The sequence below is a fragment of the Arthrobacter sp. B0490 genome (genome assembly GCF_002929355.1).
Taxonomy (GTDB): domain Bacteria; phylum Actinomycetota; class Actinomycetes; order Actinomycetales; family Micrococcaceae; genus Arthrobacter_D.
This window is the reverse complement of the sequence record NZ_PJIR01000003.1, coordinates 418,091-430,870: the sequence shown is the minus strand read 5'-3', so window position 1 is coordinate 430,870 and position 12,780 is coordinate 418,091. Positions and strand designations below refer to the sequence as shown.

The following is a 12,780-nucleotide window of genomic DNA, read 5'->3' as shown; positions in this document are numbered from 1 at the left end:
GCCCCCGCCCGGGCGGGCCCCGCTGCGGCGCAGGTGCTAGTGGCCACCGACCTCGACGGCGTGCGCCACGGCCGAATCGACGCCGGCCAGCCACGGGAAGCCGTGGCCCGGAAGGACGACGCCGGCGGAGGTGGACCTCAGCGCCTCAAGCGAGCGCAGGGCCGTCGCGAAGTCGGCGGTGGCGGCCCGGGCCACGACCTGCGGGCCCGGACGACCCGTGTAGGGGTCGCGCGTGACGAGGGCGTCGCCGCTGATCACCGCGTCACGGCCCGGGAAGTGCAGGCCGCAGTGGCCCTTGGTGTGGCCGGGTGTGGGGACGAGCAGGGGCGCGCCGGGCAGCGCTGCGGCGGCCTCGGGGGTCAGCGGCAGGGTGCCCTCCAGGCCCTTGACGGTGACCGCGCCGGCGGCGGCCATGTGGAGCAGGCCCGGGATGGCACGCGGGTACCGCAGCGGGTAGAGGAAGGGGGAGCGTTCCCGCTCGTAGCTGTAGGGGTGCGCGGCGATGAAGGCGTCGTCGGGGTGGCAGTACACGGGGATGCCGTATCGCGAGCGCAGATGCTCGGCGGTGCCCACGTGGTCGAAGTGGCCGTGCGTCAGGACGACGGCGCGGATGTCCTGCACGGATCGGCCGATCCGGGCGAGCGCCTCGAGCAGCAGGGCCGTGGAGCGGGGGAGGCCCGTGTCGACCAGGAGCACGGCGTCGTCGTCCTCCACGAGGTAGACGTTCGTCCGGGCGTGCTCGAGGAAGTGGATCCCCGGGGCGATGTCGGTCCTGATCATGCGTCTCCTTCGTTCGTCGCGTCGGGCAGGGGTTCGATCAGGTCCGGGCCGTTGTTGCGGACCGATCCCACGCGGTCCCCAACGAGCCGGGGGACCAGCTCCGGGTCGGGGATGGCGTCGAGGAGCTCCTGGACGGCCGGCCGCGAGTCGTTCCGCGGATCGAGCCAGTCGCCGCGCAGGCCCGGCGGCACGATCACCGGGGTACGGTCGTGGATCTCGCCGAGGGCGTCGCTCGCCGGCCGCGTGATGATGGTGCAGCTGACCACCCACGATCCCTTCGGGTGCTCACCGGACGCCGTCGCGGGATCGCGCCAGAACTCGTACAGGCCGGCGAAGCCGAGGTGCGCGCCGTCGGGGCCGTGCAGGTAGATCGGCGTCTTCGACCCGTCGGCGTTCTTCCGCCACTCGTAGTACCCGTCGGCGGGCACGATCGCGCGGCGCTTGAGCGCTGCCGCCCGGAAGGACAGCTTCTCGAGGACGGTCTCGCTGCGGGCGTTGATCATGCGGGCACCCACGGAGGAGGACTTCGCCCAGGACGGGATCAGCCCCCAGCGCGCCCGCTCCAACCGCCGGGTCAGTTCCCCGGTCTCCGGGTCGAGCCGTTCGACGACGAGCTGCACGGTGTCGGTCGGCGCCACGTTCCACGAGGGCCGCACCTCGTCCTCGACCGACTCGTCCACCTCGAAGGCGTCGATGAGGTCGGCCTTGTTGCCCGCGATGACGAACCGCCCGCACATCCGCCCGACCTCCCGTGGCGCCGCCGGCGCTACTTCTTCCTGCGGTCGAGGAGCAGGGACAGGGCGATCCCCACCATCCAGCTGTCCTTCGCGAGGGCGACGCCGTCCTGCGTGGGACGGATCCCGTCCTCCATCGTGAGCTCCGGCGTGCGCAGGTACATGGTGATCATGCCCGCCGAGAAGGCCAGGAGCCCGAGGCCGGCCACCCTGCTCGGGACGAAGGGTGCCAGGAGCGCCGAGCCCAGGGCGATCTCGCAGGCCGCGAGGGCCTTGCCGAACTGCTGGGCCTCGAGCTGGGCGACCTGCGGGAAGGCCCGGGACGCCATGGCCTGCAGGTAACCCGCCGAGCCCTCGTCGAGGCCGGTCTTGCCGAGGCCGGAGTTGAGGATGAACGCCCCTGTCGCGAGCCGGAGGGGGATGTGGCTGAGGCGGAAACCCATGGTGGTGCCTTTCGCTGGCGGAAGATCCTTCGCCTGAGCCTACGACGCGTGATCCCACCCCGCCAGTCCTCGCTCGGTGCGCGTGTTTCCGCAAAGTTCCACGCCGTGCCGCAGGGTGTTCATGAAGTCTCCAGGGGTCTCTGCTTTGATGGTCGGAAGCGAGTGAAGACCCACCAGCCACCAAAAGTAGGTTCCATGGTCACCCGGACGGCAGAGCACCCTCGGCCCCAGCACTTCCTCCTGCACATGAGCGACACCCACCTGATCGACGGCGACGGCCCCCTGTACGGGGCGGTGGACAGCGAGGAACGGCTCCGGGAGGTGTTCGACGACCTCGAGGCCTCGGGTGCGCGGCCGCAGGCCATCGTCTTCACGGGGGACCTCGCCGACAAGGGGGAGCCCGGCGCGTACGCGAAGCTCCGGGCCATCGTGGATCCGGCCGCCACGCGGCTGGGGGCCCGGGTCATCTGGGCGATGGGCAACCACGACGACCGCGCCGCGTTCAGGGCGGGCCTGCTCGACGAACCGGTGCCCGCCCGCCCGGACGCTCCCGTGGACGCCGTCCACTTCGTCGACGGGCTGAGGATCATCACCCTGGACTCCACGGTCCCGGGCCACCACCACGGCGAGTTCACTTCCGGGCAGCTCCGGTGGCTCGCGGACGAGCTCGTGGTCCCGGCGCCCCACGGGACCATCCTCGCCCTGCACCATCCGCCCGTTCCCAGCGTGCAGGACCTCGCCGTCCTCGTGGAGCTGCGCGACCAGCGCGCCCTCGCCGACGTCGTCCGCGGTTCGGACGTCCGCGCGATCCTCGCCGGGCACCTGCACTACTCGACGACGGCGGTGTTCGCCGGAGTGCCGGTCTCGGTGGCGAGCGCCACCTGCTACACGCAGGACCTCCTGTTCGATGGCGGCGGCAGCCGCGGACGCGACGGCGCGCAGTCCTACAACCTCGTGCACGTCTACGAGGAGACGATCGTCCACTCGGTGGTGCCGGCCGGACGCCACACCTCCGTGGGCGAGGTCGTCCCGCGCGAGGACGCCCGACGCCGGCTCGAGGCCGCGGGCGTCTCCATCCCCGACCGGCGCCGGGCCCGGCAGCTCACCTCGGCCTGACGCCCGGCCCCGGGGCCGGCTCCACGCCCTCCGCTCCCGCCTCGAGGGCGTCCGGCAGTCCCACACCGAAGAGCGTCCGTGGGTCCTGCAGCAGGGCGGGCGGATCGAAGTCCGAGCGGCGCAGCCAGCCGTCCAGGCGCGCCGGGCGCAGCAGCCCGTCCTCGTGCATGAGTACCGGACCCACGCGGCCGGTCCGGAAGTGCTCACCGTCGGGATCGGCGATGGCCACGGCGTCGCCGTCCTCCACTGCCTCCTCGAACACCTGCAGCTGCCGCTCCCACTTCGGCGCGGCCCTCCCGCCCGGCGGCTCGGGCGGCATGAGCAGTGTCGCGTCGCCCTCGGGAGGATGGAACGCGGCCCGCCAGACCCACAGGCGCCGACCCTCCGGTTCCGTGGGGACGCGCTCCTCCTCGGGCCGGGGCCAGCAGTAGGGCAGGTCCTCGGGGATGCCGGGGAAGCGGCTCCGGTAGATCTCCGGCGCCTTCTGGATCAGGTTGGACTGGTGGCTCACGTGGAACGCGGGGTCTCCCAGCCAGGGCGGCATGGGCACGTCCGGGTCGTCGAGGACGTGCGGGGCGAACTCCAGGATCTGCCGATGCGTCGAGTCGGCGTGGCCACGCGCGACCCACTCCGACACCATGGCCAGGCCGTAGACGGTCAGGGCCGGGACATGGCCCATCCACATGCGGATGGCCGGGTGCTGCCGCCAGCCGTAGTCGGGGATCACGAGGGCGCGCAGGGCCTGCAGGGTCTCGACGCGCTGCTTGCCGAGCCTCGCCTGGTCCAGCACCCGGGCGCTCGCCGCGAAATCGGGGTAGGGCAGGAAGGTCTGCATCGCGCCAGTCTCGCACGCGGCCCCGCCACCCGGCGGGAGGCCTAGACCTCCCAGGGAGCCTTGACCGGGAAGTATTTCTCGAGGAAGTCCGTCACCAGGTACGCCCGCTCGTCCGCCGGGACCTCGGGGAAGCTGCCGTCGTTGAGGCAGAAGAAGTCCTGGCTGCGCTTGTCCAGCATCTTGTTCAGGCTCTTCAGCCCCGAGCGCATCGTCGTGTCCACGTACTTCACGCGGGCCATCTCCTGCGTGACGGCCCGGCCGGTCAGCAGGGCGTAGTAGTGGTACAGCGAGTTGGTGACGGAGATGTTGTCCTTGGCGCGGAAGCGCGACGCCGCCGTCGCCTGGAACTCCGCGGCGAACTCCTCCTCCATCTCGAGCAGGACGCTCTTCCGCAGGGGAGCTGCGGTGTGCTCGAGGTGCCGGGTCGTGATCCGTCCGAACCGCTCGTGCAGCAGCCGCCGGTTGACGCGCGCGGCGTTCTCGAAGCCGCTGCGCTCGGCGTCGTTCTCGCCGAGCCCGATACGCGTGTCCGCCTCGATGAACTTGGTGACCCCGCCGGGGGAGAAGAACATGTCCGGCGCCACGGGGTGCCCGAAGAACATGTCGTCGTTGGAGTAGAGGAAGTACTCGGACAGGCCCGGGATGTGCTGCAGCTGCGCCTCGACGGCCTGCGAGTTGTGGGTCGGGAGGACGGACGGGTCCTTGAAGTGCTCCTCCGAGCGCACGAGTGTCACGGACGGGTGCTCGGCGAGCCAGGCCGGCCGGTCGGAGTCCGTGGCGATGAAGATGCGGCGGACCCAGGGCGCGAACATGTAGACGGAACGGAGCGCGTACTTCAGCTCGTCGATCTGGCGGAAGCGGGCCTCGTGGTCGTCCCCCTCGCCCACCACGACACCCTTCATCCGGGCCGCACGTGCCGCCTGGAAGGCGGGGCTGCTGCCGTCCACCCAGGAGAAGACGAGGTCGATGTCGAAGTCGATGTCGGTGGCGTGATCGGCGAACATGTTGTCGATGGTGGGCCAGGTGAGGCCGTGGCGATCCACCTCGCCGCGCACCACTTCGGCGGCGGGCAGGGTGCGGCGGGTCAGGGAGTTCTCGACGGGCAGCTCGATGTCCGTCTCCCCGAGCGCCCAGAGCTCGATCTGCACGCCCGCGGAGGGACCGAAGGCGAGGCCGCCGAGCGGTTCGATGCGCGGGCGGAACAGGCGGAAGATCCGTGCCTTCCGGGTCTTCGAGAGCTCGCCGTCGCTCACCAGGAGCGTGGTGCGACGCTTGGTGTCCACGGTCCGCGAGTAGAACGGTTCGTCACGGCACGCGGCGACCAGCGCGGCACGGAGCCGTTCGCGGTCCACGAGATCCACGGCGATGACGGGCCGCTCGTCGTTGCCGCGGACCAGCAGGAACCCGATGCCGGCGTCGTCGAGTGCGCGGCGGATGAACAGCAGGTCCTCGACCATGGCCTGGTGGGGGGTGCGGTCCTGGTTGATGAGGGTGAAGCGCCGTTTGACGGTGGTGATGTCCGAGCGGCCCTCGAACCGGGCCACCGCTGCGCGCGACGCCGACTCGAGGATCTCGGCTTCGTTCTCCGGCTCCGGAGCACCGAAATAGATGTCGTGTTGCGCAGCCGTGTCTGTAATCGGAACCTCCAAAGGCGGGTGTGGTCGTTCCCCATGATAGGGCCTGACGGGGTGCCGCCGATGCGAGTGGGCACAATACCGCCTCGGGACGGCACGGTCCAGACTTCGAGGTGCGGGATTCAGGATTCCAGGGGGGCGCGCCGCACGCCGGAGGCCACCTCCGCCCGCCTCGCCTGGACGGCGATGGCCTTCCCGTAGTAGGTGACGAGCTGCTCGCACAGGACGGGCCAGGTCCGGCCCTGCACCGAGGCGTGGGCTGCCCGGCCGAACGCACGGCGCTTCGCGTCGTCGCCGGTGAGGTCGGCGACGGCCGCGCGCAGCCCCTGCAGGTCGCCGGGTTCGTAGATCCACCCCGTGCGGGAGGAGTCCACCAGATCCAGCGGCCCGCCCCTGCCCACCGCGACGACGGGCACCCCGGACGCCATCGCCTCCTGGATGGTCTGGCAGAACGTCTCGGACTCGCCGGGATGCACGAAGACGTCGAACGTCGCGACCATGCGGGCGAGGTCCAGGCCGGTCTGGAAGCCCGCGAAGTGCGCGCGCGGCAGCCGGGCGCGCAGGCTCTCCTTCTGCGGTCCCGAACCGACGATCACGAGCCGGGTGCCCGGCATCGCGTCGAGCACCGCGAGGTCCGCGACCTGCTTCTCCGCCGCCAGGCGCCCCACGTAGCCGATGATGCGCTCCCCGGGCGCCGCGACGGTGGACCGCCAGCCGGCGTCGTACCGCGTGGGGGAGAACCGTTCGGTGTCCACGCCCCGCCGCCACAGGTTGAGCCGCTGCACGCCGTGGGACCGCAGCTGCTCCAGGGCGAAGGTGGACGGCACGAGGGTGAGGCTCGAGGCGTCGTGGATGTTCTCGACGCGCTGCCACAGGAAGGACTCGAGCCACGGGAACCCGTAGTGCGCGGCGTACGCGGGGACCTCCGTCTGGTAGACGGAGACCGTCGGGACGCCGAGCTGGGCGCACGCCTGGACGGCGCGCCAGCCGAGCACGAACGGCGAGGCGATGTGGACGACGTCGGGCCCGAACTCGGCGAGGATGCGGCGCACGCGGGTCACGGTCCCGGCGGCCAGCCGCACGTTGGCGTAGCCCGAGAGGGGCACGGAGGGAAGGGAATGGACGGGATACCCCTCCACGAAGGCGGGCGCCTCGTCGTCGAGCCAGGACGACGACGGCGCGATCACCAGCACCTCGTCCCCGCGGCTGCGCAGGTGGGCGAGCACCTTCAGCAGCGAGTGGGTGACCCCGTTCATGTGGGGCAGGAATGATTCTGCGACAACGGCGATCCTCACGGTCCAACCCTCGGCCGCCGAGGCGGAGGAGGGGCCACCGCGGGATGGAGGAGGGGTGAACGTCCGGCGAACTCGGCCCCGACGTGCCGGGGCCGGGGCTACTCCCGGCCGGAGCGCTCGCCCTGCCCGCTGTGGGAGCCGTGGGCGAGCTGCCGCGTCAGGGTGTCGATCTGCAGGCTCACCGTCCTCAGCTGGTCCTGCACCCGGGCGTCCGACTCCGTGTCCTGCGCCTCGGCCGCCTCCTCGCCGGCCGCGCGCGCCGTCGCCACGTTCTCCACGAGCCACGAGGCGAAGGCCGCCGTGACCGCGCTGAGCACGCCGATGCCGCCGAGCATCAGCCCCGCCGCCACGAGCCGCCCGGCTCCGGTCACGGGGTAGTAGTCGCCGTAACCGACGGACGTGACGGTGGTCAGCGCCCACCAGAGCGCGTCGGGGAGCGAGAGGATGTTGGCGCCCGGGACGTCCTGTTCGACGTCGAGCACGGCGAGCGCCCCCGCGTACCCGAGCACCGCCATGGCCGAGATGACGTAGAGGACGATATGCCCGCGCAGCGCGTCGCCCCCGGTCCGGTTGAGGACGCGCAGCAGGGGGATCAGCCGGAGCAGGCGGAGCGGGCGCAGCATGGGCAGGAGCAGGATCACGAGTTCGTGCAGGTGCCGGACGAACCACCGCCCCCGCGACGGCGCGAGCAGGAGGCTCACGAGGTAGTCGGCGAGGAAGAGGGCCCACACGCACCAGATGACGCCCTCGAGGAGCCTGGCCGTGGCCGGATCCGGGTCACCCGTGACCTGGATCGAGTACGCCGCGAGGTAGAGCACGGCGGCGAGGATGAGGGGGATCTCGGAGCGGCGGCGCCACTGCGCCTGCTTCGTCTGCTGCGTCGGCACGTCCGCACTCCTCGTTGGGCTCCGGGCCCGGCGCGCGCCGGGATTCCTCAGCCTACGTACTATTCCGTGTCGGCGCAGTGACGACGCCTCCGGTTCAGTACTCGCGGTAGAGCTCGCCGACGGGGACGCCGGCCGGGAGCCGGTTGCCGGGACCGGGCAGGGGGCACGCCCAGTGCTCGTCGTAGGCGCAGGACGGGTTGTACGCGAAGTTGAGGTCCACCACGAGGCTCCCGGGGGCCCGTCCCTCGCCGAGGTGCGCGCCCTTGACGGTGTCGAGGACGTAGCGTCCGCCCCCGTAGGTGCCGCCCGGCGTCCCCGCCGTGCCGTCGCGCAGGGGCAGGAACAGGCCGCCGCCGTAGGAGGCGAGCTTCCACAGCGCAAGGCTCCCGAGCCCGGGCAGCAGGAGTGTGCCGAGGCGCCGGAACGGCACGACGCCGTCGGTCCCGGTCGCGACGTCCATCTCCTCGCCCGCGCCGTCGTCGTCGAGGAGGGCCTCGAAGCGGAACGCCGGATCGTAGGGGGCGACGGCGAGCCCGGGGAAGGAAGCCTTCGCGGAGTCGGCGAGGGCGGACGCCGGGTGGGTGCGGAACAGCTCGTCGCGGCCCCGCCGCCACAGGCCGTGCGCGGCTTCGGGCGACTCCGACGCCGCGAGCCCGCGGACGTCGTCGTAGAGGCCGAAGACGCGGCGGCGCCAGTCGGCCGTGGCCAGGGCGGTGGTGAGGGCCGTCATGGTGTCAGGCTACCGCCGGGAGGCGTCGTCCGCCCCTCAGGCCGGAGGGCGGGGCGGGAGCGACTGGTTGCCCCGGCGTACTGTAGCGGGGTGACCCTCGGCATCTTCTGCATCGTGCTGGCCTCCATCCTCGTGGGGGCCGTCGCGCAGCGCATCGCCGGCCTCGGCTTCGCCCTGCTGATCGCCCCGTTCCTCGTGATCATCCTCGGACCCCACGCCGGCGTGCTCCTCGTCAACCTCTGCGGCGTGGTGTCCTCGGCCATCATCGTGGGCCGGGTGTGGAAGGACATCGACTGGAGCATGTTCCGCTGGCTCGTGCTGCCCTCGCTGCTCGGCTCCGTCCCCGGCTCCTTCCTCGCCGTCGCCGTCCCGTCGGCGCCGCTGTCGGTCACGGTCGGCGCCGTCGTGCTCGTCGCCCTGAGCATCTCCCTCGTGCTCCAGCGCTCCGACGTCGTGGTGCGCGGCAACATACCGAAGGTCGTCGCGGGCTTCACCGCGGGCCTCACCAACTCGATGGCCGGGGTCGGCGGCCCGGCCGTGAGCGCGTACGCCGTCCTCTCGCGCTGGCCGCAGCGCCCCTTCGCGGCGACCCTGCAGCCCTTCTTCGTGTGCATCGGGACCGTGACGCTGACGGTCAAACTGCTCCTCGACCCGTCCCAGGCGCCGGTCCTCGCGACGTGGATGTGGATCGCGATCGGGCTGGCCATCGTGGCCGGGATCTACGCGGGCGAGAAGCTCGGGCGGTTCGTCCGCGACGACCAGGCGCGGCTGTTCGTCATCGTGATCGCCTTCATCGGTGCGGCCCTCGCCGTCGTCAAGGGCGTGCTCGACCTCTCCGGGTGATCCGCCCCACCGCACCCGCGGGAGGTCCCGCTCCGCGTCGCTCGGCGCCCCGGGCTCCTGCCGGTGGCACCATGGAGGGGATGAAACTCCCCACCAAACCCCGTGCCCTTCCCATGCCCCTGTGGCTGCAGGGGGTGTTCGAACTCGGCCAGGCCGCCGTGCTCTCGGCGCTGCTCGTCCTCCTGCCGGTCGCCGCCGTCTGGCTCACGGGCGGCTTCGCGGACGGCTCGCCGGAGTCCGCCGCCCGGCTGGCCGGCCAGGGGTGGCTCGTCCTGCACGGCGTGCCCCTCGTGCTGGACGCGGGCCTCCTCCACGTGGTGCCGCTCGGACTGGTCCTCGTGCCGTTGCTGCTCGCCTGGCGGGCGGGCCGCCGCCTCGCCCGGGCGTCCTACACGGACCAGCTGTGGCAGGCCCTCCTCGGAGCCCTGCTGACCTACGCCGTGATCGGCGCGGCCGTGGCGTACGTGTCCGCGACACCCGAGGCGTCGGCACCCCTGGTCGCGGGGGCGCTGATCCCCCCGGTGTCCGCCGGGATCGGCCTCGTCACGGGCGCCTACCGCGAGGCGGGAGCCTGGAGCCGCCTCGTCGGCGTCGACTTCGCCGCGTGGGTGAGCCGCACCAGCCAGCACTCGCGCTGGGCGGGGTCCTACGCGTGGTCCATCCTCCGCTCGGGCTTCCTCGCGGTGATGGTCGCCCTGTGCCTCTCGGCCGTGCTGCTCGCCGTGGCGATCGGGCTGAACTGGGCGGGCATCGCCGCGATCTACGAGCGGATCGACGGCGGGATCGCCGGCGCGTCCGTGGTGACCCTGCTCCAGCTCGGGTTCCTGCCCAACCTCGTGGCCTGGACCATGGCCTGGTCCACGGGCGCCGGCTTCGCGCTCGGCACCGGCAGCTCCCTCACGCCGCTCGCCAGCACCGTGGGCCCCCTGCCCGCCCTGCCCATCCTCGGCGCCCTGCCCGCCGGCACGCTCGAGTACGGCTACGCCGCGCTGGCCATCCCCGTCCTCGCGGGGTTCCTCGCGGGCTGGTGGTTCTTCCGCGAGGGCGAGAACCACCTCGACGAGTGGCTCGTCCTGCACAGCCGCCGTCGCTGGCTGACGGCGACGGCGTCCACGCTGGCGCTCGCCCTGCTCATCGGCATCGCCGCCGGGCTGGGCGGGGCGGCCGTCGCCCTGCTCTCGCGGGCCTCGCTCGGTCTCGGCCGCTTCACCGACCTCGGGCCGGATCCGCTCGCGGTCGGCCTGTGGCTCGCCGTGGAGGTGGCGGTCGGAGCCGTCCTCGGCCACGCCGTCGGGCCCGTGCTCGAGCGCGAACCGCGCCGCCGCTGAGCGTCGGCCGGTCCGGGGTCAGCCGCCGAAGCCGTCGAGCTTCCGCAGGCCGTCCTCGCACTGGCCCTGCGCCTGCAGGGTGAGCGCGCGCGACATGCAGTCCTCGTAGGTCTCCGTCACGCGCCAGAGCAGCACCGAGGCACCCGTCCCCAGGAGGAGGAACACGGTGGCCGCGAGCCCGAGCGACGTCGCCACCAGGACGAGGCGGGGGAGCTTCGCGCCGATCGCCTTCATGAGCGCGACGACGCCGGCCCCGAGCGCGAACAGCGACAGCACGAGCGCGAGTACCTTCCAGGGCAGCATCAGGTTGCTCGTCAGCACCGCGCCGAGCAGGGCGAGCAGGAACAGCCGCAGCCACATCCGCGCCGAGGCGGTGTCGCCGTCGGGCCCGCTCCGCCCTGTCCGGGCCTGTCCCGGCCCGCCCTGTCCTGTGCCCTGCTGCGTCATCGTTCCTCCATCGGCATGGTTCAACCCTAGGCGAGGGGAGACCTTAAGGTTGAGCCATGCGCATCGTAGTCCTCGTCTCCGGAACCGGATCGAACCTCCAGGCCGTGATCGACGCCGTCGCCGACGGTTCCCTGCCCGTGACCATCGCCGCCGTGGGGGCGGACCGCCCCGGCACCCGGGGTGTGGAGCGGGCGGCCGAGGCGGGCATCCCGACGTTCGAGGTCGACTTCCGGCAGTACCCGGACCGGGCCGAGTGGAACCGGGCGCTCACGGACGCCGTCGCCGCCGCCGAGCCGGACTACGTGGTGTCCTCGGGCTTCATGCGGATCCTCGACCAGCACTTCCTGGACCGCTTCCCCAACCGCTACCTGAACACCCACCCCGCCCTGCTGCCGAGCTTCCCGGGCGCGCACGGCGTGCGTGACGCGCTGGCCCACGGCGTGAAGGTCACGGGCTGCACCGTCATGGTCGCCGACGCCGGCGTGGACACCGGCCCGATCCTCGCCCAGGCGGCGGTCGCCGTCCTGCCCGAGGACACGGAGGACACCCTGCACGAGCGCATCAAGGTCGAGGAGCGCAGGCTCCTGATCGAGACCCTCGCGGGGCTCTCGGCTGCTGCCGACACCACTGCCGACACCACTGCCGGAGCCTGACGTGTCGCTCGTCGCGAACGCCGTCTACGTCGGCGGGAAGAAGCGCATCAACCCCGACACCCTGGACCAGACGTTCGAGCTCATGCGGGACAGCGGAGGGATGGGCTGGATCGGCCTGTACCGTCCCGAGCCGGCGGAGATCAGCGCGGTCGAGACGGAGTTCGGCCTGCATCCCCTCGCCGTCGAGGACGCCACGAACGGACACCAGCGGGCGAAGCTCGAACGCTACGGCGACACCCTCTTCGTGGTGCTGCGGCCCGCCCGCTACCTCGACGCCGAGGAGAAGGTCGAGTTCGGCGAACTGCACATCTTCATCGGACAGGACTTCGTGGTGACCATCCGGCATGCGGAGTCGCCGGACCTCGGGGTGGTGCGCCGCAGACTCGAGGGGGATCCGGAGCTCCTCTGCACGGGTCCGCAGGCCGTCCTCTACGCGATGCTCGACCAGGTGGTGGACGAGTACGGGCCCGTGGTGCAGGGGCTCGAGAACGACATCGACGAGATCGAGAACGAGCTGTTCGGGGGAGCGCCCGACGTCTCGCGCAGGATCTACGAGCTGCACCGTGAGGTCATCGAGTTCCAGCGCGCCACCCAGCCCCTCGAAGCCATGATGGACTCCCTGCTCCGGGGCTCCGACAAGTACCAGCTGGATGCCGAGCTCGGTCGCAGCCTGCGGGACGTGCAGGACCACGTGATCCGCGTCGTGGAGCGCGTGAACACCTTCCGCACGCTGCTGCAGAACGCACTGACGGTGCACTCCACGCTCGTGGCACAGCGGCAGAACGAGGAGATGACGCGGATGACGGAGACGTCGCTGAAGCAGGGCGAGGAGGTCAAGCGCATCTCCTCGTGGGCGGCGATCCTGTTCGCGCCGACCCTGATCGCGTCGATCTACGGCATGAACTTCGACACCATGCCCGAGCTGCACTGGACGCTCGGCTATCCGTTCGCGATCGTGCTCATGATGGGTATGGGTGGCGGGCTGTACTGGGCCTTCAAGCGGAACGACTGGCTCTAGGCCCGCGCACGACGACGGCCGGGACCGCTGGGTCCCG

At 71.9% G+C, this 12,780-nt stretch carries 14 protein-coding genes; 5 read left to right on the top strand and 9 right to left on the bottom strand.

Translation table 11 applies throughout. The features are described from left to right. Positions 1-36: 36 nt before the first annotated feature. The 3 genes from CXQ97_RS07460 to CXQ97_RS07450 are packed head-to-tail and all read right to left on the bottom strand — an operon-like array spanning position 37 to position 1,957. Complete coding sequence (locus CXQ97_RS07460) at positions 37-780, bottom strand: MBL fold metallo-hydrolase (protein ID WP_104180199.1); 744 nt, start codon at positions 778-780, stop codon at positions 37-39. Further along, on the bottom strand, positions 777-1,517 hold the full coding sequence (locus tag CXQ97_RS07455; protein WP_104180198.1) for an SOS response-associated peptidase: 741 nt from the start codon (positions 1,515-1,517) through the stop codon (positions 777-779). Before CXQ97_RS07455 ends, CXQ97_RS07460 begins: the two co-directional genes overlap by 4 nt. A 29-nt stretch (positions 1,518-1,546) precedes the next feature. Further along, positions 1,547-1,957, bottom strand: a complete 411-nt coding sequence (locus CXQ97_RS07450) for a hypothetical protein (RefSeq protein ID WP_104180197.1) — start codon at positions 1,955-1,957, stop codon at positions 1,547-1,549. 195 nt (positions 1,958-2,152) lie between these two features. Between CXQ97_RS07450 and CXQ97_RS07445 the strand changes: the two genes are divergently transcribed. After that, positions 2,153-3,073 carry a phosphodiesterase gene (locus tag CXQ97_RS07445; RefSeq protein ID WP_104180196.1) on the top strand — a complete coding sequence of 307 codons (921 nt, stop codon included), beginning with the start codon at positions 2,153-2,155 and terminating at the stop codon, positions 3,071-3,073. Here the strand turns inward: CXQ97_RS07445 and CXQ97_RS07440 are convergent. The 5 genes from CXQ97_RS07440 to CXQ97_RS07420 form a co-directional block, all read right to left on the bottom strand. Next, positions 3,060-3,908 (bottom strand): MSMEG_6728 family protein, encoded by an 849-nt coding sequence (locus tag CXQ97_RS07440; protein WP_104180195.1) that lies wholly within the window; start codon positions 3,906-3,908, stop codon positions 3,060-3,062. The genes CXQ97_RS07445 and CXQ97_RS07440 overlap by 14 nt on opposite strands. A gap of 41 nt (positions 3,909-3,949) precedes the next feature. Further along, the gene (locus CXQ97_RS07435) at positions 3,950-5,365 is read right to left on the bottom strand and encodes a stealth family protein (RefSeq protein ID WP_258062425.1); all 1,416 of its coding nucleotides are present in this window, start codon (positions 5,363-5,365) and stop codon (positions 3,950-3,952) included. Between the two features lie 299 nt (positions 5,366-5,664). Continuing rightward, positions 5,665-6,837: a glycosyltransferase family 1 protein gene (locus CXQ97_RS07430; protein ID WP_104180193.1), complete on the bottom strand. Its 1,173-nt coding sequence runs from the start codon at positions 6,835-6,837 to the stop codon at positions 5,665-5,667. A gap of 98 nt (positions 6,838-6,935) precedes the next feature. Next, positions 6,936-7,724: a potassium channel family protein gene (locus CXQ97_RS07425; RefSeq protein WP_104180192.1), complete on the bottom strand. Its 789-nt coding sequence runs from the start codon at positions 7,722-7,724 to the stop codon at positions 6,936-6,938. Positions 7,725-7,818: 94 nt separating this feature from the next. Further along, positions 7,819-8,454: a DUF1684 domain-containing protein gene (locus CXQ97_RS07420; protein ID WP_104180191.1), complete on the bottom strand. Its 636-nt coding sequence runs from the start codon at positions 8,452-8,454 to the stop codon at positions 7,819-7,821. Between the two features lie 90 nt (positions 8,455-8,544). Here CXQ97_RS07420 and CXQ97_RS07415 point away from each other — a divergent pair, with 90 nt between their 5' ends. Further along, positions 8,545-9,297, top strand: a complete 753-nt coding sequence (locus tag CXQ97_RS07415; protein WP_104180190.1) for a sulfite exporter TauE/SafE family protein — start codon at positions 8,545-8,547, stop codon at positions 9,295-9,297. Positions 9,298-9,377: 80 nt separating this feature from the next. Then, on the top strand, positions 9,378-10,625 hold the full coding sequence (locus CXQ97_RS07410; RefSeq protein WP_104180189.1) for a DUF6350 family protein: 1,248 nt from the start codon (positions 9,378-9,380) through the stop codon (positions 10,623-10,625). An 18-nt stretch (positions 10,626-10,643) separates the two neighbouring features. On the opposite strand, the gene CXQ97_RS07405 is transcribed toward CXQ97_RS07410, so the two are convergent. After that, positions 10,644-11,072 carry a hypothetical protein gene (locus CXQ97_RS07405; RefSeq protein WP_104180188.1) on the bottom strand — a complete coding sequence of 143 codons (429 nt, stop codon included), beginning with the start codon at positions 11,070-11,072 and terminating at the stop codon, positions 10,644-10,646. A gap of 56 nt (positions 11,073-11,128) precedes the next feature. Between CXQ97_RS07405 and purN the strand changes: the two genes are divergently transcribed. Both purN and CXQ97_RS07395 read left to right on the top strand, forming a co-directional pair. Next, positions 11,129-11,725, top strand: a complete 597-nt coding sequence (gene purN / locus CXQ97_RS07400; protein ID WP_104180187.1) for a phosphoribosylglycinamide formyltransferase — start codon at positions 11,129-11,131, stop codon at positions 11,723-11,725. Between the two features lies 1 nt (position 11,726). Further along, a complete protein-coding gene (locus CXQ97_RS07395) occupies positions 11,727-12,743 on the top strand; it encodes a magnesium and cobalt transport protein CorA (protein ID WP_104180186.1) in 1,017 nt (338 codons plus the stop codon). Positions 12,744-12,780 lie beyond the last annotated feature (37 nt).

Coding starts and splice junctions, on each gene's coding strand:
- CXQ97_RS07460 (WP_104180199.1), bottom strand. CDS start 780: ATGATCAGGACCGACATCGCCCCGGGGATCCACTTCCTCGAGCACGCC.
- CXQ97_RS07455 (WP_104180198.1), bottom strand. CDS start 1,517: ATGTGCGGGCGGTTCGTCATCGCGGGCAACAAGGCCGACCTCATCGAC.
- CXQ97_RS07450 (WP_104180197.1), bottom strand. CDS start 1,957: ATGGGTTTCCGCCTCAGCCACATCCCCCTCCGGCTCGCGACAGGGGCG.
- CXQ97_RS07445 (WP_104180196.1), top strand. CDS start 2,153: ATGGTCACCCGGACGGCAGAGCACCCTCGGCCCCAGCACTTCCTCCTG.
- CXQ97_RS07440 (WP_104180195.1), bottom strand. CDS start 3,908: ATGCAGACCTTCCTGCCCTACCCCGATTTCGCGGCGAGCGCCCGGGTG.
- CXQ97_RS07435 (WP_258062425.1), bottom strand. CDS start 5,365: ATGGTCGAGGACCTGCTGTTCATCCGCCGCGCACTCGACGACGCCGGC.
- CXQ97_RS07420 (WP_104180191.1), bottom strand. CDS start 8,454: ATGACGGCCCTCACCACCGCCCTGGCCACGGCCGACTGGCGCCGCCGC.
- CXQ97_RS07410 (WP_104180189.1), top strand. CDS start 9,378: ATGAAACTCCCCACCAAACCCCGTGCCCTTCCCATGCCCCTGTGGCTG.
- CXQ97_RS07405 (WP_104180188.1), bottom strand. CDS start 11,072: ATGACGCAGCAGGGCACAGGACAGGGCGGGCCGGGACAGGCCCGGACA.
- purN (WP_104180187.1), top strand. CDS start 11,129: ATGCGCATCGTAGTCCTCGTCTCCGGAACCGGATCGAACCTCCAGGCC.